Annotated in this window: 18 protein-coding genes; 7 read left to right on the top strand and 11 right to left on the bottom strand. The window is 35.6% G+C overall.

Going from position 1 to position 20,631, the window contains the following annotated elements:
* Positions 1-168: 168 nt before the first annotated feature.
* The 7 genes from OMO38_RS13810 to OMO38_RS13780 all read right to left on the bottom strand — a co-directional run bounded on the left by OMO38_RS13810 (position 169) and on the right by OMO38_RS13780 (position 8,063).
* Entirely contained in the window at positions 169-585 is a 417-nt protein-coding gene (locus tag OMO38_RS13810) for an endonuclease domain-containing protein (RefSeq protein ID WP_264750783.1), read from the bottom strand.
* A 214-nt stretch (positions 586-799) separates the two neighbouring features.
* The gene (locus OMO38_RS13805) at positions 800-5,002 is read right to left on the bottom strand and encodes a T9SS type B sorting domain-containing protein (RefSeq protein WP_264750782.1); all 4,203 of its coding nucleotides are present in this window, start codon (positions 5,000-5,002) and stop codon (positions 800-802) included.
* Between the two features lie 189 nt (positions 5,003-5,191).
* Positions 5,192-5,533, bottom strand: coding sequence for a hypothetical protein (locus OMO38_RS13800; protein WP_264750781.1), 342 nt, complete (start codon positions 5,531-5,533; stop codon positions 5,192-5,194).
* Between the two features lie 58 nt (positions 5,534-5,591).
* The gene (locus tag OMO38_RS13795; RefSeq protein WP_264750780.1) at positions 5,592-6,563 is read right to left on the bottom strand and encodes a 2-hydroxyacid dehydrogenase; all 972 of its coding nucleotides are present in this window, start codon (positions 6,561-6,563) and stop codon (positions 5,592-5,594) included.
* Between the two features lie 87 nt (positions 6,564-6,650).
* On the bottom strand, positions 6,651-6,920 hold the full coding sequence (locus OMO38_RS13790) for a prevent-host-death protein (protein WP_264750779.1): 270 nt from the start codon (positions 6,918-6,920) through the stop codon (positions 6,651-6,653).
* 91 nt (positions 6,921-7,011) lie between these two features.
* A complete protein-coding gene (locus OMO38_RS13785) occupies positions 7,012-7,407 on the bottom strand; it encodes a DUF1801 domain-containing protein (RefSeq protein ID WP_264750778.1) in 396 nt (131 codons plus the stop codon).
* A gap of 2 nt (positions 7,408-7,409) precedes the next feature.
* Positions 7,410-8,063, bottom strand: a complete 654-nt coding sequence (locus OMO38_RS13780; protein WP_264750777.1) for a protein-L-isoaspartate(D-aspartate) O-methyltransferase — start codon at positions 8,061-8,063, stop codon at positions 7,410-7,412.
* Positions 8,064-8,194: 131 nt separating this feature from the next.
* On the opposite strand from OMO38_RS13780, the gene OMO38_RS13775 reads away from it, so the two are divergent.
* From OMO38_RS13775 to OMO38_RS13745, 7 genes are all read left to right on the top strand, one after another.
* Positions 8,195-9,157, top strand: coding sequence for a Gfo/Idh/MocA family protein (locus OMO38_RS13775; protein ID WP_264750776.1), 963 nt, complete (start codon positions 8,195-8,197; stop codon positions 9,155-9,157).
* Between the two features lie 489 nt (positions 9,158-9,646).
* The gene (locus OMO38_RS13770; protein WP_264750775.1) at positions 9,647-11,368 is read left to right on the top strand and encodes a cellulase family glycosylhydrolase; all 1,722 of its coding nucleotides are present in this window, start codon (positions 9,647-9,649) and stop codon (positions 11,366-11,368) included.
* Positions 11,369-11,450: 82 nt separating this feature from the next.
* Positions 11,451-12,329 (top strand): CGA/CIA family class A beta-lactamase, encoded by an 879-nt coding sequence (gene bla-A, locus OMO38_RS13765; protein ID WP_264750774.1) that lies wholly within the window; start codon positions 11,451-11,453, stop codon positions 12,327-12,329.
* Between the two features lie 30 nt (positions 12,330-12,359).
* Positions 12,360-12,782 carry a hypothetical protein gene (locus OMO38_RS13760; RefSeq protein WP_264750773.1) on the top strand — a complete coding sequence of 141 codons (423 nt, stop codon included), beginning with the start codon at positions 12,360-12,362 and terminating at the stop codon, positions 12,780-12,782.
* On the top strand, positions 12,782-13,672 hold the full coding sequence (locus OMO38_RS13755) for a 3-hydroxybutyryl-CoA dehydrogenase (RefSeq protein WP_264750853.1): 891 nt from the start codon (positions 12,782-12,784) through the stop codon (positions 13,670-13,672). The genes OMO38_RS13760 and OMO38_RS13755 overlap by 1 nt, the downstream gene beginning before the upstream one ends.
* 92 nt (positions 13,673-13,764) lie before the next feature.
* Positions 13,765-15,081 (top strand): hypothetical protein, encoded by a 1,317-nt coding sequence (locus OMO38_RS13750; protein ID WP_264750772.1) that lies wholly within the window; start codon positions 13,765-13,767, stop codon positions 15,079-15,081.
* A 37-nt stretch (positions 15,082-15,118) separates the two neighbouring features.
* Positions 15,119-15,358, top strand: a complete 240-nt coding sequence (locus tag OMO38_RS13745) for a hypothetical protein (protein ID WP_027380779.1) — start codon at positions 15,119-15,121, stop codon at positions 15,356-15,358.
* Positions 15,359-15,411: 53 nt separating this feature from the next.
* Here OMO38_RS13745 and OMO38_RS13740 read toward each other — a convergent pair whose 3' ends face one another.
* The 4 genes from OMO38_RS13740 to OMO38_RS13725 form a co-directional block, all read right to left on the bottom strand.
* Positions 15,412-15,825, bottom strand: coding sequence for an META domain-containing protein (locus OMO38_RS13740; protein WP_264750771.1), 414 nt, complete (start codon positions 15,823-15,825; stop codon positions 15,412-15,414).
* Between the two features lie 193 nt (positions 15,826-16,018).
* Positions 16,019-18,421: a phenylalanine--tRNA ligase subunit beta gene (gene pheT, locus OMO38_RS13735; RefSeq protein WP_264750770.1), complete on the bottom strand. Its 2,403-nt coding sequence runs from the start codon at positions 18,419-18,421 to the stop codon at positions 16,019-16,021.
* Between the two features lie 184 nt (positions 18,422-18,605).
* Positions 18,606-19,331, bottom strand: coding sequence for a LytR/AlgR family response regulator transcription factor (locus OMO38_RS13730; protein WP_264750769.1), 726 nt, complete (start codon positions 19,329-19,331; stop codon positions 18,606-18,608).
* Complete coding sequence (locus tag OMO38_RS13725) at positions 19,332-20,357, bottom strand: sensor histidine kinase (RefSeq protein ID WP_264750768.1); 1,026 nt, start codon at positions 20,355-20,357, stop codon at positions 19,332-19,334. It lies immediately after the preceding gene.
* Positions 20,358-20,631: the final 274 nt, after the last annotated feature.

Below are 20,631 nucleotides of genomic sequence, written 5' to 3'. Positions count from 1 at the left end.
TGAAAGATATTCAATTTGAAAATTATATGCTCATGAAAAGCTAAAGAAATTCCCCTCCTCCGGAGGGGTGGCGAAAAATCTTCGATTTTTTGACGGGGTGGTTTACGCGCAATTTAACCACCCACCCTTTTCTCTTTGATCGAATCCAACTTTCCAGAGGAGGGAATTTTACATGCTATAGTGTTTGATAATAAAATCTTCCAGTTCCTTCATCACAACGGACAGATTGTTTTTAATATCAAAATCTGAAATTCTGAACACTTTCAGCCCCAATGATTCCAGATAATCTTGTCTTATACCATCATAAATCTCTTTTTCATCATGGCTTGAAGCGTCGATTTCTACGATTAATCCGAGTGTTTTTACATAAAAATCAACAATATAATTTCCGATGATTCTCTGTCTGTCAAAATCAATTTTATGGAAATTTTTTACTCTCACTTTCTTCCAGAATATTACTTCATTTAGAATTCCTGCTTTGCGTTTTTTTGCCAATAGCATTTTTAAATTTGGATTGTAGGGAAGGTAGTGAGTGCATTTTTTGTAAATCGGAATTCCGTTTATTTCTGTGAGGATTTCTTTCATCGGTAAGTGTTTAATGAAAGATAAGAATTTCGTTGGAAAGATGGGAAGTATTATGAATAAAATTGCGTGTAACCACCCCGTCTTCGGCCTGCGGCCGAATCCACCCCTCCAGGGGAAGGGAATTTTCCGTGTTATCAAACCTTGTGATAAACATTTATACAACAAAACCTCACTGAAAATCAATGAGGTTTTATCGTTCAATTATTTAAGATTTTTAATTATTATTCTTTACCAAAACCCATCCGGTAAAAGTTCTGCCGTCGGGAAGCGTGATTATATACCAATAACTTGACGTAGGAATCGGTCTTCCGGCAATCGTTCCGTCCCAGATAATCTGTGTATTGCTATCTTGCTCAAAAATCTTATACTGATAACGGTCAAATACTTTTACGTTGGTCATTTTCTTTCCGAAAACATGAAGGTCTTTAATAATCCATTTATCGTTGACTCCATCGCCGTTGGGTGTGATGGCATTTTTAATATCCAAAATAACTCCGTCCTGTTTTACGATACATTTTCCTTCAACATATTTAACGTAAAACGTGGTAATTCCGGTTGGTAGGTTGTAGAAAATATTACTTGACTGCCACGTGATGCCGTCAATCGAATAAACAATAGGCTGAGAACCGGTCGCTGTTACGGTATAGGTACTTCCATTCGCAACCATCTGCTGAATAACCGGAACATCATAATATTTTGCCTCAAAGGTTGCGGTGTACGAGCATCCATTGGTTGATGTAACCGTGACGGAATACGTTCCGACAGCATTCATTCCTGAAACTGTATCAGAAGTAGAAACTACCTGCCCTGAAGGATTTTTCCAGATATAGCTTGTAATCGTATGCTCTTCGACTTTCAGCGTGTAGGTGAAAGTTCCGTCCGGACAGAAATACTGGGTTGGAATTTCAAAGATCGGCACTTTCTTCAGTGAAATTTTAATGGTTGTCATTTCAGGACAGAATCCAGGAGCACTTACTTTTACATAAATGATATCTGAACCTGAATTCTGATTGAAAGAAAAAGTTGCCGGATTGCTAATCACATTTGTTCCTGCATTTAAATCTACCAGAGAAGGATAATAAGTAAAGACTGCATTTACGCCCGAATAGATCTGCTGCTGAAACTGTGTTAAATTTACATTTTCAATACCGTCATTTCCATTATCACAGACGTTATTTAAAGCAAAAGGTCCGGCGTTCTGAAGAATAACCTTATTTCCAACGGTGAAATTGATACTTGCCATATCATCACATCCCGGAATATTCTGAATTTTCACCCAGATTTGGGTAGGAAAAGGCTGTGCGGTAAAATTTGTAGGATTTGCAATCGCGTTGACACCATTTTGAGCATCCGTCTGCGTCAGATAAAAACTGAAGGTATTCATCTGATTCGAAATATCTACATACAGATTGGTATAATTCATCAGATTGACCTCAAAAGTTCCATCCAGATTTTCGTCACAAACCGTTATGCTGGAATTGATCGCTTTTGGAGGAAAATAAGTATTCAGCTGGATGGACGCCACAGAAAAACATCCCGTCGTTTTAGACTGAAACCTTGCCCAAATCTGTAACGTCGAAATATTGGTGGTAAATGTATTTCCAATTTGGTTGGCTACATTTCCTGAATTGGCTTCAGCTGCAGTCAGATAATAGGAAATATTCATATCAGACAGCGCATACGTATTTTGCGAAGAGATGAAGAGCTGCGAAACCGCATTATTTAACTGGAATGTTTCACTTAAATTAAAATCTTCATCACAGGTATTTAAAACAGCATTCGCTAACACGACGACAGGTAAAAATATCATCTGTACATTCAGTTGAGATGCTGAGAAACATTCGCTATTATTAAATTTCACTTTAACGTAAACAATCGCATTTCCCTGTACCGCAAATTGTGTGGGGTCAGTAATCTCACCAGAGAACATATGCGTCGTCGCATTGTAGGATGTGTAATACGTATAGGTGACTGCAGAAGATCCGCTGTAAATCTGCGGTTGAGAAAGGGTGAGATTATATATTTCTGTTCCGTCATTATTATTATCACAGATATTATTTAAGGTTACATTCACGGTAGAATTTACAGCTGGAGTAGAAACCAGAGAAAAATTCACCGGATAAATCTGACTGCAGTTATAAGAACTGATTTTCACAAAAAGTTGAGTAGTACCGGCGATCACAGCGTTTGTCACCGGGTTATTTCCTGATTGTGCATCGGCAGGATTTAAATAAAATAAAACGCTCGCATTCTGACTTCCAACAATAGCTCCCGAGAAAGATGTTAATGAAATATTTTCTGAATTATCATTATTAAAATCACAAATAGAAAAATTTGAAGTAACGGTCACGGGATGAACCAAATGAACATTGATAGGCCGTATAGTATAACATGTGTTAGACTGTTCGAAACGGACAAAAAAAGTCTGAGTTACAAAATTACCATTGGTGGTAATGGTTTGATTAGCTGAAACCGGATTATCTTCTGAGACAGCATCAACGTAATTTGAATAAAACGCAGTAACCGGAACTGAAGTAGGCTGTACAAGCATGCTGGCAGCAAGCGTCTGTAAATTAAAACTTATATCCTGCGTTCCGTTAAAACAGATGTATTCATTTTTTTCATCTGCTTTTATTTCTGTAAAAGTTACATCCATATTAACCTGAACAACCGCAAAACATCCTCCGGGAATTTCAACACGTATGAACAACTGATAAAGACCTTTTTTTATGGTTTCTACAACAGTTCCTGTACCATTTAAAGCTTCAGCATAAGAATTATAAGCTACAAAAGTGGCTCCGGGTTGGGTTGAGATTTGTGGTCCGATCTCAAGTCCGAAATTAAAAATTTCATTATTATCCGCGTTGATATCACACATCGTGTACGGAAAATTAATAACTAAATTGGCATTCACACCCTGCTTAAACTGAAAGCTCACAGGTCCTAGAACATAAACGCAATTCGTATCCTGAACTCTCACCCATATCTGCGTGGATGAAGTAATATTTGCCGTTGAAACAGAGTTTACGTTATTCTGAGCATTGGCTTGCGAGAGATAATAGGAAATTCCGGAAGTGCCTGACGGTAAGATCTGATTATTCAGAAGCGTTAAATCATAACTGTTTTCTATGCCATCATTATTGGTATCACAAATTTCCACTGAATTTTTAAGCAGATTTTTACTCAAAAAGTTCAGAGTAAGTACTGCAACCCTGAAGCAGGTTGGTACATTCGGATTTTGTATCCTCACATAGAAAACAGCATTGGAATTAAGCGCGTAAGTTGTCGGTAAAGCATTCTGACCAGACTGTGCATCCTGCAAACTCGAGTGAAAAGTAAAATTGAAATTCGATGGATTCTGGGAGGTAAGATTGGGCTTAAAAGTATTTAAATTGACATTCACCGGAGCATTGCCACAAAAACTCTGAGTATAATTTTTTGCGACAGGATAAGTTGAGTCGAAGTCCAGAATAAAATCATCAGTGAAAGTCAGAAAACTGTTTCCACATACATTGAATTTTACAGTCGCAGTGTATGTATCATTTTGGGTCGGACATACCGTAGCCTGTAATCCATTTCCAACATTTTGTCCTGCGGAATTTGTCCACACAATTTCCGGCTGAATGATATTTCCTGTTGGCGTAAATTTATATGCTTCCTGAGTAGCTTCCCAATTCCCTGTGTTTCTTGAAGCAGGAGAATAACCCAAAGTGCCATCACTGTTCATAATTCCAATCAAAGCATTTTCAAACTTTCTGGTTGGGCAGGGAGTTAGTTTTTCATCTACAAAAATTTCAACAATGTTTGTGGTTTCGTGAAGAACGATCTGTGATGATGACCTTTCTGTACAACCCGCTACTCTTCCGTCATAAAAATTAATGACAAACTTTCTGTAGGGTGCAGTTCCCACTGTAGAATAATAAATTTCAGAAGAATCTCCGGCCGCAAAAACCATATCGTGATAAACACCAAAAATTGAATTTTTCGGAAGACTAACATTGGGATTTTGCCAGAATACATTGGGATAATTGATATTTCCGAGCTGGCTGAGATCAAAGGTGATCATTCCATTTGAGCCTACGATAAGGGCATCAAAATTCTGCGCGAAAAAACAGAAAGAGAAAGGCAGATCAAGCTTTGTGGTAAAAAGATCATCTGCATTGGCATTCAAAGCTGTCGCCTGATTTAAAGGAACGGGAGGATTATAAACCTCTGAACTTACCGCATAAGTTGAAGTCTGCTTCAAAACCGGATATTCTGCATGAAGCACAATACAGCCATTGGCATCCAGATCATTCGTACAGGTTACATGGAAATTCTCATTTCCATCAGCATCTTTAATTTTAACTTGAAGCGGAGTTTGTGAAAACGCAAAAACACCGATCAATAGGACTAAAACCGATAAATTTTTTTTCATTTAAAAGAGAATAAAATAAAGATTAAATTAAACAATAATCAATTACATTTAAATTTTGCGCAAAAATAAACATTTATTATTACTGATTAAATAATCATAAATATTTATTTATCTATAATTAATATTTATAAGCATAAAAAAAAGCTATCTCATCTCGAGATAGCTTATATTATTTTTAAGTTTTAGTTTTTATCGGTTCAGATCATCTTCTTCTTTATCCTCATTTTCAAAATCATCAATGATATCATCTTCATCTTCAAACCTGTCTTCTTCATCATCCATCTGACTGTACACATCGTCGTCCTCTTCGGGTAACTGATCTGTGATCTGCTCAAAATTATCATCGTCTTCGGCGCCTGGAACGTCAAGTCCATAAGGCATTCCGTCGTTTACGTGGTTGGGATTGATGATGGGATTTCCATCTCCGTCAAGAGGAATATGTTCCTCCTTGTTGAAAATATCTTCGCCCGGATTATAATCCATTTCCTCTAAATTTCTTTTTTGCTCTTCGGTATTGTCCTGTGGAATCATAATATTTTATTTTTAGTGTTACTACTGATAAGACAAAAATGATTCCAACCTTGGATTATTATTGATAAACTTCAGGGTTTGCACAATGTGGCATTTTCTCACCTTTAGAAAAAGCAATTAAATTTTCCGCGGCAAATTTTGCCATCCCATTTCTTGCTTCAACAGTTGCAGACCCGATATGTGGCAGCACACACACATTGGAAAGCCCCAGAATAGGATCGTCGTGCAAAATTGGTTCAGGATTCGTCACATCTAGTCCGGCGCCCCAAATTTTCTTTTCTACAAGCGCATTGTATAAATCTACCTGATTGTGAAAACCACCTCTCGCCGTATTAACGAAAATCGCATTAGGTTTCATCTTTTCGAAAACAGACTGATTAAAAAGTTCCGCATGCTCTTCAGTGAAACTTGCGTGAATACTCAATACATCCGACTGACTTACCAGTTCTTCAAAAGAAACATATTTCGCTCCCAGTTTTTCTTCAGCTTCGTCGTTATGATTCCTATTATGATAAATAATATTCATATCAAAAGCCTTTTTACACTTTTCAGCCATTTCAAAACCTATTCTTCCCAATCCGAAAACACCTAAGGTTTTCCCATAGAGTTCCTGTCCTAACGCATGAAGCGGATCAAAATTTCCCCAATCATCATCCTTTACTTTTTGAAAATAATAACTTGCCCTTCTAGAAACCGATTGCATTAATAAAAATGCTATATCTGAAGTTGCTCTGCTCAAAACATCCGGTGTATTTCCGACAGGAATATTTCTCTTATTAGCCTGCTCGATATTTACCGCATCAAAACCTACCGAAAACAAAGCTATCGCCTTAACGTTGGGACACTGTTCAAAGAAATCTTTATCATACTTATTTTGTCCGACATTCAAAACGGCATCGGTATCCTGACAATACTTTATCCATTCGTCGGGTGACAAATTTTGATCTTCAGGAATAGTGATTTGAAGACCTGCTTCTTCCAGCATTTTTATTCCTATTTCTGGAATTCTTTTATTAATGAATACTTTCATCCTTTATTTATTTTGATAATTATTTTAAATAAAAAAAACCTCACTCCTTTATAAAAAGTGAAGTTTCTTCGATTGTATTGTTAGTCATTATTTCTTTTCCTCAGCCTTAGAATGATCCGAGCTTTTATCCCAGGCTTCAGAAGCCATCCCTTGAATTTCTTCCCAAACTTCATGAGCTCTTTTCTGAGCGTGAGACAGAAAGCCCTGTTTGGTTGCTTCCTGATTCTGACTGCGCATATCGTTGATATAATCTTTAGCCTGCTGAGAAAAACTTTCTACACTGTAGCCCGGATTATTGTGGAGATTTTTTTCAACGTTACTGAAATCGTGTGACGATTTGAATCTGTTCGTGTCCATAATAATAAGATTTAGTGATTAGGTTTGAAAATGAATCCAATTTTTATTCCGAAACCGCTAAGTCTTTTTATTTTATTAATGAAAATACAGATTATTTCAACCTGATTAATTCACCTTTCCTTTTCACAAGATTTTTGTAATCCCACTGAATTTCAATTGATTTCTGAAGCCAACGTTTCACGTCTCTTTCATCAACTTCATTTCTGTCATTATAAAATATAGATGCGTCCTGAAATTTCTCACCTTCCACATTCAGTTGTACTTCATGAAAAGATTTCCCACTCCAAAACATAAGACGGATTCCTTTTTTCTGTCTGCTGTATCCTACAATAGGATTTTCTTCTAAAAACCAAACCGGATGACTGTGCCAGATTTTATTTTCTGAATCTTTCAGTTCAGCTTCAATGATCTCTGAAAGCAAAGTACAGATGGCTTCATCTGAATCTGACTGACTGTTGTTGTAATCAAGAATATCGGGATTAATCATATTTACTGATTTGTATTGTTCAGCATTGGTACAAATTTATACGCTCCAAATTCTTCCTTTTCAATTTCTGTCGGAGAAATTTTTGTGAATCTGTATAAAACCTGTTCATCAGTCGGACCTAATGGAATTACCATTTTTCCGCCCACTTTTAATTGCTTTAATAATTCCGTGGGTAAAACTGCTGCTCCGCAGGTTACAATAATTTTATCGAATGGCGCAAAAGTCGGGAGTCCGGCAAAACCATCACCAAAACTCTGAAATTTTGGATACATATGTAATTCTCTGAATTTCTTTTTAGAATAATCAAATAAATCTTTCTGCCTTTCAACGGTGTAAACGAGTCCTTTCATTGCTAGGAGTACAGCAGTTTGATAGCCACATCCGGTTCCTATTTCAAGCACTTTTTCACCTTCTTTTAGCTGTAAAAGCTCAGACTGCTCGGCAACCGTAGACGGATGAGAAATTGTCTGATGCGCTAAAATGGGAAATGCACGGTCTTCATAGGCAAAATCTTCAAAAATACTTTCGATAAAAAGATGTCTCGGAACTTCGTTCATCGCCGAAAGAACGTTAGGATCTGAGATCCCAATTCTCTGACGAAGATATTCAACTAAAATTTTTCTTTTCCCTTTGTGTGCAAACGAATCGTGCGTCATCAGATAGTTATATTGTTTATGAGGAACTAGTTTATCACAAAAATACTAAAACAATCAATATTTGTCAACCTAAAACCTATCATCTATTTCTGAATACCGAAAATTAGTATATTTACAAAAATTAAAAAGCTATGTTGAAAGCAGGTTTGGTGGGTGCCGGACATTTGGGAAAAATACATTTGAAACTTCTAAATCAGTCAGATAAGTACAATTTTATCGGTTTTCATGATAAAGATTCCGAGAACGGTAAAAAACTGGAAGCTGAATTCGGTTACAAATATTTTGAGAACCTTGAAGATTTATTAAATCAAATCGACATGTTGGATATCGTTACGCCAACGCTTTATCACTATGATTATGCTTTGAAAGCGATCGATAAAGGTCTTCACTTTTTCATAGAAAAACCCATTACCCAAACGCTGGAACAGGCTGAAGAAATTCTTTACAAATGCCGTGAACATGGCATTAAAGCGCAGGTGGGTCACGTAGAGCGGTACAATCCTGCGTTTATCGGAGCCAAAGATTATATTCAAAACCCAATGTTTATTGAAATTCACCGTTTGGCCGAATTTAATCCCCGCGGAACAGATGTTTCTGTAGTTTTAGATTTAATGATTCACGATCTGGATATTTTACTGAGCGTTGTAAAATCTAAAGTTAAAAACATTCATGCAAGCGGCGTATGTGTGGTGAGTAAAAGCCCGGATATTGCGAATGCAAGAATTGAGTTTGAAAATGGATGCGTTGCCAATCTTACCACATCAAGAATCTCGATGAAGGCAATGAGAAAAAGTAGATTCTTCCAGAAAGATGCTTATGTTTCTGTAGATTTCCTGGAGAAGAAAGCTGAGGTGATCAGAATGAAGGATGCTCCCGAAAATCCTACTCCATTTGATATGATTATTGAAAATGCCGAAGGAGAAAAGAATCAGATTTTATTTGAATATCCTAATATTCAGCCGAATAACGCAATTCTGGACGAACTGAATTCTTTTGCAGATGCAATTTTGGAAGATAAAAATGTGGAAGTTTCTTTGGAGGACGGAACAGAAGCTTTGAAAGTGGCCCTGGAGATTATGAAACTGATCAGTTAAGTGAGATAAGTTTTTCCATTCTTATACTGATACTTTAGTTTCCTTTACCAAAAGCAATGATTTCTCCTGTTTTGAACAGCGTTAGAAAGCCAAAAATGATTTTGACAACGTAAATTACTTATTCTGATGATCTTCAATCTGATTTTAGTTTTGACAGAGAGGAATACAGCCGTTTTTTTGAAGGATAATGACATTCCTCTCGACTTCTTATTTCGCGAAGAATGTAAACTTTTTTCTCTGACAGAAAGAAATGTGAACTGTTATAATGATATGATGAACAATCATCTATATGTTGAATTTGGCCATCAGTTTTTCGACGACCTCGGACTAAAATCAAGTATGCATAAATATCTAAAACGGAATCCAATGATTCCGTTTTTTGATTTCCTTTAAACTTAATTTAAAATGAAATTATTTTCAACAAATTTTAAATATATTTGTTAAAATCAAAATACCCAATACTTCTCCCTACTATTTAAAATTTAACTTATGAAAAGAACCATCCTATTATCCGCACTTTTATTGTCTCAATTTGGGACATCACAGCTACTCAAGACCAACGGAAAAAAAATTGTCAATGACAGAGGCGAAAACATTCAGCTTAGAGGTCTTGGTTTAGGTGGTTGGATGTTGCAGGAAGGTTATATGCTGAAAACAGCAGATTTTGCCGGCCCGCAATATAAGATCAAGGAAAAAATTGCAGAACTGATCGGTCAGGATGGAATGGAGAATTTTTACAAAGCTTATTTAAAAAACGGAATTACAAAGCAGGATATTGATTTTCTAGCCAAGTCAGGTTTTAATTCTGTACGCCTTCCCATGCATTATAATCTATACACGCTTCCCATTGAAAAGGAGCCGGTAAAGGGCCAAAACACGTGGCTGGAAGAAGGCTTCAAAATGACTGATGATTTATTGAAATGGTGTAAAAACAATAAAATTTACTTAATCTTAGACCTTCACGCTGTTCCGGGCGGGCAGGGAAATGACGTGAACATTTCAGATAATGACAAATCGAAACCGTCGCTTTGGGAAAATGAAGAAAACCAAAAGAAAACCATTGCGTTATGGAAAAAATTAGCAGAACGATATAAAAATGAACCGTGGATTGGAGGGTACGATTTAATCAACGAACCCAATATCAACTTTACCGGGAAAAACCCAAATGGCACTGACGAAATGTCTAATGCACCACTTTGGAAATTACAGAAAGAAATCACAGAAGCGATCCGTGAAGTGGATAAAAAACATATTATTTTTCTTGAAGGAAACGGTTGGGGAAACAATTACAACGGATTAATTCCAATTTGGGACGACAATATGGCCTTTAGTTTCCATAAGTACTGGAATTATAATAATGATGAAACAGTGAAATTTGCTTTAGATCTCAGAGAAAAACACAATATGCCCATCTGGTTAGGTGAAACGGGGGAAAATTCCAATGTATGGTTTACAGAGCTGATTCAGCTTTTAGACAGACATAATATAGGTTATGCGTTTTGGCCAATGAAAAAAATCGATAATATAGCAGGAGTTACCAACGTAAAAATCACTCCGGAATATCAAAAACTGTTGGATTACTGGAAAAACGGAGGAGAAAAACCATCTAAAGATTTTGCATCAAAAGCCCTGATGCAGATTGCCGAAAATTATAAATTTAATAATGTTGAAATCAAAAATGATGTAATTGATGCGATGTTCAGACAGACAAAAGATGGCTCTACAAAACCTTTTAAAAATCATCAGGCTCCGGGAAAAATCTTTGCCACCGATTACGATTTGGGTAGAATAGGTTCTGCTTATCAGGATAATGATTTTATCAATCTTTGGGTGAGCGATCCGGCGAAAAGATCTGAATGGAATTCTGGAAATCAGCTGAGAAATGATGGAGTTGATATTTATAAAACAAAGGACAGTCAATATTACGTTGGTAAGACCGAGACCGGAGAATGGCTGCAGTACACAATTAATTCAAAAACAGAAAGAGCATTTATTTTTGACATTAAATACTCAAGCATTACCGATGCGAAAATCAGGATTGAGGATGCTGCCGGAAAACAATTGGCCAAGATTTCTTTAAGTTCAACCGGCGGAGATGAAATCTGGAAAACCTTCTCTGTAAAAGGAATAAATCTAAAAAAAGGAGAAAATAAAATCAGAGTTTACTTTGAAAATAATGGTGTCAATTTAAATTCTTTTGAATTGAAGTAAGAAAAAATATTAAATTGCAAATCCCTTTTAGAGTCTAAAAGGGATTTATTTTAAATAAAAAATTCACTATAAAAACCTCATTATGAAAAAATTAATTCTGCTGTTTCTTTTTGTATCCATCTTTAATTTTGGACAAAATTTAAGTCTCGATAATAAAATCGGCGATATTCTTTTAAATAAAAATGCTACAGTAGGAGTTTCTGTATTGGGCTTTGAGAATGGTTTTAGATACAGTCGGAATGCAGACAAAAAACTTCCGATGCAGAGTGTTTTTAAATTTCATATTGCAGCAGCCGTCCTGGATTTCGTGGATCAAGGAAAACTTTCACTAGATCAAAAAATTCATTTAGATCGATCCAATTTACTTGAAAACACCTGGTCTCCATTGCGGGACAAATACCCAAATGGCGGTGTAGATGTTCCTTTAAGTGAAATTTTAGAACTTACAGTCGCGAAAAGTGATAACAACGGTTGTGATATTTTGCTGAAATTGCTTGGCGGCACACAAACGGTACAGAAGTTTATGAACTCAAAGGGAGTGAAGAATTTCCAGATTAAAAACAGCGAGGCAGAAATGCATAAAGACTGGAGTTTGCAGTATAAAAATTACAGCACAACACAATCTGCAGTTGATGTTTTAAAGAAATTCAGTGACGGAAAACTGCTTTCGAAAAGATCAACAGAGTACTTAATGAAAGTTATGTTATCGACGTCCACAGGATTGAATAAATTAGTAGAGCAACTTCCAAAAAACACACCCGTTGCCAGAAAAACGGGATCTTCAGGAAAAAATGATGCAGGATTAACCGGTGCAGAAAATGAGATCGCTATCGTCACTTTACCTAATGGAAAACAGTACGCAATTGCCGTATTTGTAAGCAATTCCACAGAATCTAATGTGGTAAACTGCAAAATAATTTCAGATATTTCAAAAGCAGTTTGGGATGATTTTAGCAAGTAAATATTAAAGCTTATTTTTAAAACAGATTATATGAAAAAAATTATATTAATATTAGCACTTTCAAGCTGTACATTTTTGTTCGCTCAAAAAAGTGAAAGCTATCTAAAACTGAGCTATAACAGTATATGTTGTGGAACTCCATCTACAGCTCCGGTGATGACTTACATTGAAAAGTTTCAAGGTAAATCTAAAGCAAAAAACATTGAAATCTTCCGGCAGTCTGGCTTAGGAAGAGAAGGTGAATTTGCTCTGTACCTGGGAATCGACGCGCTTCCAAAAAGCAAGAGAACGAAGTTTGTAAAAGGTCTGGAGACGACTGTGAATTCGCAGAACAATTCTAAAAAGAAAAACAGCGACGGAACAGTTTACTTCAGCAGTACAGAACTGGTAAAAAAAGGCGATCTCATTCAACTTAAAAATTTAATTCCAAATAAAAAAGAACAATTAAAATGATCAAAAACATTGTAGTTATCGGGGCTGGAACCATGGGAAATGGTATTGCACATACATTCGCACAGAGCGGTTTTAGTGTAAATTTGGTTGATGTATCTCAGGATGCTTTAGACAGAGGAATGAAAACAATCACGACCAACCTTGACAGAATAATTGCAAAGGGAAACCTTACTGAAGAACAAAAATCAGAAACTTTAGGAAATATCAAGACTTTCACAGCGTTGAAAGATGCAGTAACAAACGCTGACCTTGTAGTGGAAGCTGCAACCGAAAATCAGGATTTGAAACTGAAAATCTTTGCTCAGATGGACGAGTTTGCACCTGAAAACTGCATCTTATCTACCAATACGTCTTCAATTTCTATTACTAAAATCGCAGCAGCCACAAAAAGAGCAGATAAAGTGATTGGTATGCACTTTATGAATCCTGTTCCGATTATGAAACTGGTTGAGATTATCAAAGGATACTCTACTTCGAAAGAAACTTTTGACTCGATCTATGAAATGAGCAAAACGTTAGGAAAAGTTCCTGTAGAAGTTAATGATTATCCAGGATTTGTTGCTAACAGAATTTTGATGCCGATGATCAATGAATCCATCGAAACTTTATACAACGGCGTTGCTGGTGTAGAAGAAATCGATACCGTTATGAAACTGGGAATGGCGCATCCAATGGGACCGCTACAGCTGGCTGATTTCATCGGGCTTGACGTCTGTTTAGCGATTCTAAATGTGATGTACGACGGTTTTAAAAATCCAAAATACGCGCCCAATCCATTATTGGTAAACATGGTAATGGCAGGAAAGCTGGGTGTGAAATCAGGAGAAGGTTTCTACGATTATTCTGAAAGCAAGAAAGCAGAAAAAGTAGCAAAAATGTTTGCAAAATAGGAAGGTGACTCGGTGTATTATCACTTATAAACTTTAATCTGTCAAAAATTAATTTGACTTGAGAGATAATATTCACTAATTTCACTTTTCTCATGAAAATCAAAGAAAAATACATTCAGATATCAATGGTCATCATTACAGTAGTGATGACCATTTTGCGTTTTTTACTCAATGAAATAGGAAGAGTAAGTCCGGATTCTATTAGGTTTATGAGGTTCGCCAAGGGTTTGCCAATGGTTGACAATACCATTACTCCTTTAGGTTATCCTCTAAGTATTTCCTTCGTCACTTTATTTGGTTTTGATGAATTCTGGAGCAGTAAGATTGTTGGGCTAGCTTCTTATGCTTTTATTATATTCTTTGCATGGAAGAAAAATTTTTATCTGAAAGAATCTATCATTCTATGTTCATTACTCAGTTTTGTAAGCATTTTTTCAGCGACGCTAAGCGAAGCATTAACTTTACCTTTTGTTTTCGCGTTACTTTACATTTCTCATCTGATTATTAAAGAAAAAATGATCAAATGGAAAGCCTTTTTTTATCTGACGGCAATTTTAGTTTTGCTCTATAATATCAGGTACAGTGCCCTGTTTTTAATTGGCGGAACAGGATTGTTCGGCTTGCTTTATTTCAAAGAAAAATACGCAAAAGTCTTTATGTTTTCTGCTGCTGCAGCCTGTCTATATGTTGTTCTTTACAAATTTTTATTTATTGATTATTTTAATGAAAATTATCTTGAACAAAGTCTGGAAGTTGGTCTCAAGCCGACATCAATTCTGATTACAGAGTTGTTTCAAGGGATCGCTGTCAGTTTTAATCCATTTGTACACATGGCAAATCCTGGTGGTGGATTAATCAATTATGCAATTTATGGGATCGGAATCTTAAATATCTTACTCATTGTATTTCTGTTTATTAAAAATAAACTCTCAGAATCAGAAAAATTCATGCTTGTGATCGGTGTTTCAGGAATTACATTTACTTTTTTTGTACAGTATTTTTACTGGATTGATCCTTTAGACTATCGCTTATTATCCCCGTTCAGCTTTCCAATCTGGTTGGTGTATCTGAAAAAAATGAAAGAAGTATTTGGACTGAAAACTTATATGATAGGAGCATTGAGCCTGCTATCAGGATTGGCGTTTACTCTGCTGTCGAAAGGTTTTTATCTTCAAAACAGAAAAGAGATTACCAAATTTTTAAAATCAGAAAAATTAGAAAATAAACCGCTGCTGTTTTATGTAAAGGACTTAGAGAACCTGGAAGATGTTCAGATCGCCGAACTTATAAGCAGCGTTAATTCGAATATTGATTTTACATTTAAAGCCAGCGATACCTTAAAAAAAACAACGGTTACACCGTATAAAGTTTTACAAAAAATTAAAATCGACAAGAACAAATACCAATAATTTTATATATCTTTGAGAAAGTTTAAACATTAAAAAAATGAAATTACCAAAGTTTTTATTAGCAGACAATTCGGAATTTCCTGAAGATTTATTTGTAGTTCATACAGAATATCCAAGATTCATATTGAATGTTGAGGAAGAAGAAGTTGAATGGTTAGATGATCTAGAAGGCGACGATGAAGAGACTATGGCAGACGAGGCTACAAAAGTAGTAGAAGCTGCATTCAAATGGTGTGATGAAGAGTTGGCAAAATACGACGACGAAGAGGAAGAATAATCAATTTATTACGCATAAAAAAAGGAACTCAAATTTGAGTTCCTTTTTTATTTTTATTCAGCTTTGTTAAATTTTAGTAACAAAAAACTATCCTGATACAATTCTAAAGTATTTCCGGAAACTACATACTTATTTGCTTTTCCCATCATACTCATAAAATTCTGCTCAACGCTCATATTATCACAAGCCATTTTGGTAGAACCTAGCTGAGAAGCAGTGAAAGTTCCTGAAGCAGCATCTGTAGATAGTGTTCCGAAATAACTATTGCAACCTGCGTTTCCGTTCACTTTGGTTCCTTCAATCTGTAAAGTTGGTGTTTTACCTTTCACATTATCCGCTAAAGTCCATTTTGTATTTGAGATCGATGGCTGGGCTTTACCTACTTTATTAGAAGATGAAGTATTTGACATCGTTCCGCACGATGCCAAAACAGCAACTGTACAGAGACTTAAAAAGAAATTTTTCATTTTAGATTTTTTATTATTTGAAACTTAAATGCAACGACCGTTCCATTTAATTTTTTGATTTAAATCAAATTTACGGAAAATATAATTGATTAAAATTATTTTCGGCGAGAGCTTTTTTAAATTTAATATTTAAAAGATTATTCCATAAAAAAAACGGACAGATGTCCGTTTCTTTTGTGTGAAAAATATTTTCTTATGATCTTAATTCAGCATTAAATTCTTTCTGGAAAGATTTTATTAAAGAATCCATCACTGCCGAAATCTCTTTCTCTTCTAAAGTCTTTTCTTCATTTAATAATTCAAAACTCATGGCGTAAGATTTCTTGCCTTCCGGAAGATTTTTCCCTTCGTATACATCAAATAAGTTGATATTTTTGATGAATGGTGATTTGTTCTTTTTAGCGGTCTGATACAGATCCTGATATGTAATATTTTTATCAATCAACAATGCAAGATCTCTTCTTATTTTGTTGAATTTTGGAATATCATTAAATTTCAATTCTCGGTTCAGTCTTAATTTTTGAGCAAGTTCTAGTTCAATCTCGGCATAGAAACAATCCTGATCGATGTCAAAATCTTTCAGCATCTGAGGAGAAACTTTTCCGATTCTCACCAAAGTTTCACCTTCAGCCTCATAAGCCAGAGCATCTGAAAATCTGTCATCAGAAAGCGCGACCTCTTTGTAGTCTATCGCAACTCTTTCTAATAAAACCTTTACAAAAGCTTTTAAATTATAGAAATCAGTAGAAGATTTTGGCTGTAACCAGTTTTCAGAAACGTTTCTTCCACTAACTAAAATTGCCAGTTGCTTTCTCTCTTCGTACTTTTCTTTTTTGTGGTAAATTTTTCCAAATTCGAAGAACTTAATATCCTGATTTTTCCTGTTGATATTGTAGATTGCATTTTGCAGAAGCCCTTCCAATAAAGACTTTCTCATAAATGCCAAATCATTGCTTAATGGGTTTAGCAATTTTACAGCGTCGGTTTCATCTTTCACCGAAGTCAGCGAGTTATTCATCACTTCATTGAAGCTTAAACTCTGCAATGTTCTCGCCCAATTGTTCTCCAATTCATCCTGATCTTTTGCATTCAACTTTACAGGTGTAAATGCAATTTTTTGTGGAGCTTCAATTTTATTGTATCCGTAAATTCTTAAAATTTCTTCAATAACGTCGATTTCTCTGGTGACATCAGCTCTGTAAGCAGGCACCGAGATTTCAAAACCATTTTGAATTTCATTAAGAACCTGAATTTCAAGTGCTTTTAAAATTTCTTTTACTTTCTCTCTGTGAATTTTTGTTCCTAAAATCTGTTCGATTTTTGAGAATCTGATAATCACATAATTATCCTCAATTTTCTTTGGATACTGTTCTAAAAGTTCACCCACCAATTTTCCATCTGCCAACTCCTGAATCATTTTGATAGCGTGAGTAATGGCAGTTCTGGTGATATTCGGGTCAACACCTCTTTCAAATCTAAAAGAAGCATCTGTATTTAAACCGTGAGCTTTAGCTGCTTTTCTAACCGCAACAGGATTAAAATAAGCACTTTCTAAGAAAATAGTTTTTGTTTCAGAAGAAACTCCTGAAGTTGCACCACCGAAAACCCCGGCAATACACATCGGTTGATCTTTTCCATCTTTAATGATAATTTCCGAACCGTTTAATGTTCTTTCAGCACCATCCAAAGTGGTAAATTTAGTTCCTTCGGCTACAGTTCCTACTTTCACTTTTTTGTCTGCAATTTTATCTGCATCAAAAGCATGAAGCGGCTGTCCAAAGCCATGAAGGATATAATTGGTAATATCTACAATATTATTAATTGGGCTGAGGCCTATCGCTCTCAACCTGTCTTTCAACCAAGATGGAGACTCTGAAACTTTTACATTTTCAATCACAGCACCGATGTATCGTGGCGTCAATTCTACGTCTTCAACGTCTAAAGAGAATTCGTGAGAACCTTCATTATTTAAAGCTACAGAAGAAACTTTTTGAAAATCTCCTTTCTGCTGGTTGGTTGATAAAAATGCATTTAAATCTCTCGCAACGCCATAATGTGACATCGCATCAGTTCTGTTAGGCGTTAAACCGATTTCGAAAACTTCGTCATTCGTTAAGTCGAAATAATCTGAAAAATTCTTTCCTATTTCATACTTGGTGGCATCTAAAACCATAATTCCGCCGTGATCGTCGCTTAAACCCAGTTCGTCTTCTGCGCAGATCATTCCCTGAGAAACTTCACCTCTGATTTTAGCTTCTTTAATTTCAAAAAAGTTTCCTGTTTTATCATAAATTTTAGTTCCTACAACGGCAACAGGAACGGTTTGTCCTTCTTCAACATTCGGAGCGCCACAAACAATATTCAGAACTTTTCCGCTTCCAACGTCTACGGTTGTTTTCTTTAATTTATCGGCATTCGGATGCTTTTCGCAGGTCAAAACTTTTCCTACAACCACACCTTCCAAACTTCCTTTGATGCTTTCAAATTTCTCAATTCCTTCTACCTCAAGACCAATGTCTGTAAGAAACTCTCCTATTCTTTCAGATTTCAGTTCTGTTTTGATATAATCTTTCAGCCAGTTATTTGATATTTTCATCTGATAATTTCTATTTTAAAAACAATGCGGATGCAACCATTCGGCATCAGCCCGTATATTTTGAAAATTTTTACTCGAATTTTTCTAAGTGCAAATGTCGTGATTTTTTGAGAAACAGAAAAATTTATAGGTATCTACAATTCGAAATTTATTATGTATTGATAAGTCTAAATTCTAAGAAAAATTATAAATTTTTTCCATTGATGTAATCCATCAAAGCGTCTTTGTAATTTGGCGCGATGGCAATTTGTTCTTTTCCGATAACAATATGATTTCTTTCGATAGCTTCAATTTTATCCAGAGCAATAATGTAGGAACGGTGAATTCTCATGAAATTTCCAGAAGGCAATTCTTCTTCCAGTTTTTTTAAACTCATCAATGTCAAAACCGGTTTTGGATTGTCTTTCAGATAAATTTTAACGTAATCCTTTAAACCTTCGATGTATAAAATTTCAGAAAAACTGATTTTAATCTGCCTGTATTCCGATTTCACGAAGAAAAACTCCTGCTTTTTCTCTGGCTTTAACATTGAAACCGGCTGCTGAGATTCAAAATAATTTCTGGCTTTTGTGGCTGCGTTCAGGAATTCATTGTAATCAAATGGCTTCAGCAGGTAATCAAGTGCGTTGACTTTATAGCCATCAATTGCATACTGATCAAAAGCAGTTGTAAAAATTACCCTGCTGCTCTTTGGAACCAATTTTGAAAATTCCAGCCCTGAAAGATCCGGCATCTGAATATCTAAGAAGAAAAGGTCGATATTTTTATCCTCTTCCAGAATCTGCATCGCTTCGATTGCATTGTTACACCTGGCTTTCAATTCCAGAAAAGGGGTTTTCAGGACATAAGATTCGATCAGACTCAAAGCCATCGGTTCGTCGTCGGCGATTAGGCAGGTTATCTTTTTCATTTACTTCGTTTTCAATTTCACTTCTGCAATATACATTCCGTCGTTCAGGCAGGAATGAAACTCGTGTTTTTCTGGGTAAAGCAGATTCAGTCTTTTTTGCAGATTTTCAACACCAATTCCCGAACCGCTTTTGTCAGTGTCCGTTTTTGGAAAATTGGAATTGGAAGCTGTAAACTGAATTTCATCATCAAAAATCTCCATTTTAAAACTGATATCTGAATGCTGTGTAGCAGAAACACCGTGTTTGAAGGCATTTTCAACGATTGATATAAAAAGCAGAGGCGCAACTTCCAAATTTGGAATCTTTGTTGGAAAATTGGTGTACACTTTGGTTTTGTCATTCAATCTCACAGACATTAAATCAATGTATTTATTCAGAAAGTCGATTTCTTCTGAGAGTTTGATTTTTTCGACATCCGTCTTGTATAAAAGATGACGCATCAGTTTGCTTAAACTGTGTACGCTTTGTTTTGCTTTCTCAGAATCGAAATCGATCAGTGCGTAGATATTATTGAGAGAATTAAAGAAAAAATGTGGCTGCAACTGATATTTCAGATGTTTGAGTTCAGACTGCAGTTTAATATTGTCGGCCTCAATTTTCATTTCTTCCGCTTTCTGCATCCTTTTGCTTGCGTTGATGGCAATTGAAAAGGCAACCGGAATAAGGTAAATCAGGAAATCAAAAAAATAACGGATGCCATCCGGCGGACGTCTTCGTGGCATTTTTAATCTCTCTGGTTCCAGCCATTCAAAAATCTGACTTTTCAAAATCACGAGAATGATCAATAATAATAAATTGAATATAAAAAACCATAATTTTCTGTTATCAAAAAACCTTCTGACCAGAACAAAATAATTGACGTAGAAAATCACTGCAAGAAAGATCAGTTGCAACCAAAAATGTCGGAAAATTCCGTTCCAGTCAGTTTCTGAACCAATCGTAAATGCGGTGGGCAAAAAGAACAAAACCAGCCATATCAAAAGATGTAATCTGATTTCAAGGTTTCTGTTTTTAAGGTTTATCATTTTAATTGTCAACGGCTATTAAAGAATCAGATAATTAAGATCTGTCTCTCCATCTTTTTTTAAAACTTAAATCTGTCCAGTCCTTTAAAAATGCCGGACCGATGAAAGTTTTCCAGAAGTGAATTTAAGATTTTTTCAAGCATAATTCTTTTTCAATTCTCTTTTTATTTCTGAAACTGAACTGTTCAGATAATTATTTTTTAAAAAAACTTTTTGCAAAACCGACCTCTTCTCTACTCTTCATTTTCGGTTCTCATTTGCTGCTTCATTGCCT

The organism is Chryseobacterium kimseyorum (genome assembly GCF_025971945.1).
Taxonomy (GTDB): domain Bacteria; phylum Bacteroidota; class Bacteroidia; order Flavobacteriales; family Weeksellaceae; genus Chryseobacterium; species Chryseobacterium kimseyorum.
Note: the sequence above shows the minus strand (reverse complement) of the source record. Positions and strands in the feature narration are given on the sequence as shown.

What these genes read in the sequence shown, in the direction of transcription:
- OMO38_RS13810 (WP_264750783.1), bottom strand. Translation starts at nt 585, where the DNA reads ATGAAAGAAATCCTCACAGAAATAAACGGAATTCCGATTTACAAAAAA.
- OMO38_RS13805 (WP_264750782.1), bottom strand. Translation starts at nt 5,002, where the DNA reads ATGAAAAAAAATTTATCGGTTTTAGTCCTATTGATCGGTGTTTTTGCG.
- OMO38_RS13800 (WP_264750781.1), bottom strand. Translation starts at nt 5,533, where the DNA reads ATGATTCCACAGGACAATACCGAAGAGCAAAAAAGAAATTTAGAGGAA.
- OMO38_RS13795 (WP_264750780.1), bottom strand. Translation starts at nt 6,563, where the DNA reads ATGAAAGTATTCATTAATAAAAGAATTCCAGAAATAGGAATAAAAATG.
- OMO38_RS13790 (WP_264750779.1), bottom strand. Translation starts at nt 6,920, where the DNA reads ATGGACACGAACAGATTCAAATCGTCACACGATTTCAGTAACGTTGAA.
- OMO38_RS13785 (WP_264750778.1), bottom strand. Translation starts at nt 7,407, where the DNA reads ATGATTAATCCCGATATTCTTGATTACAACAACAGTCAGTCAGATTCA.
- OMO38_RS13780 (WP_264750777.1), bottom strand. Translation starts at nt 8,063, where the DNA reads ATGACGCACGATTCGTTTGCACACAAAGGGAAAAGAAAAATTTTAGTT.
- OMO38_RS13775 (WP_264750776.1), top strand. Translation starts at nt 8,195, where the DNA reads ATGTTGAAAGCAGGTTTGGTGGGTGCCGGACATTTGGGAAAAATACAT.
- OMO38_RS13770 (WP_264750775.1), top strand. Translation starts at nt 9,647, where the DNA reads ATGAAAAGAACCATCCTATTATCCGCACTTTTATTGTCTCAATTTGGG.
- bla-A (WP_264750774.1), top strand. Translation starts at nt 11,451, where the DNA reads ATGAAAAAATTAATTCTGCTGTTTCTTTTTGTATCCATCTTTAATTTT.
- OMO38_RS13760 (WP_264750773.1), top strand. Translation starts at nt 12,360, where the DNA reads ATGAAAAAAATTATATTAATATTAGCACTTTCAAGCTGTACATTTTTG.
- OMO38_RS13750 (WP_264750772.1), top strand. Translation starts at nt 13,765, where the DNA reads ATGAAAATCAAAGAAAAATACATTCAGATATCAATGGTCATCATTACA.
- OMO38_RS13745 (WP_027380779.1), top strand. Translation starts at nt 15,119, where the DNA reads ATGAAATTACCAAAGTTTTTATTAGCAGACAATTCGGAATTTCCTGAA.
- OMO38_RS13740 (WP_264750771.1), bottom strand. Translation starts at nt 15,825, where the DNA reads ATGAAAAATTTCTTTTTAAGTCTCTGTACAGTTGCTGTTTTGGCATCG.
- pheT (WP_264750770.1), bottom strand. Translation starts at nt 18,421, where the DNA reads ATGAAAATATCAAATAACTGGCTGAAAGATTATATCAAAACAGAACTG.
- OMO38_RS13730 (WP_264750769.1), bottom strand. Translation starts at nt 19,331, where the DNA reads ATGAAAAAGATAACCTGCCTAATCGCCGACGACGAACCGATGGCTTTG.
- OMO38_RS13725 (WP_264750768.1), bottom strand. Translation starts at nt 20,357, where the DNA reads ATGATAAACCTTAAAAACAGAAACCTTGAAATCAGATTACATCTTTTG.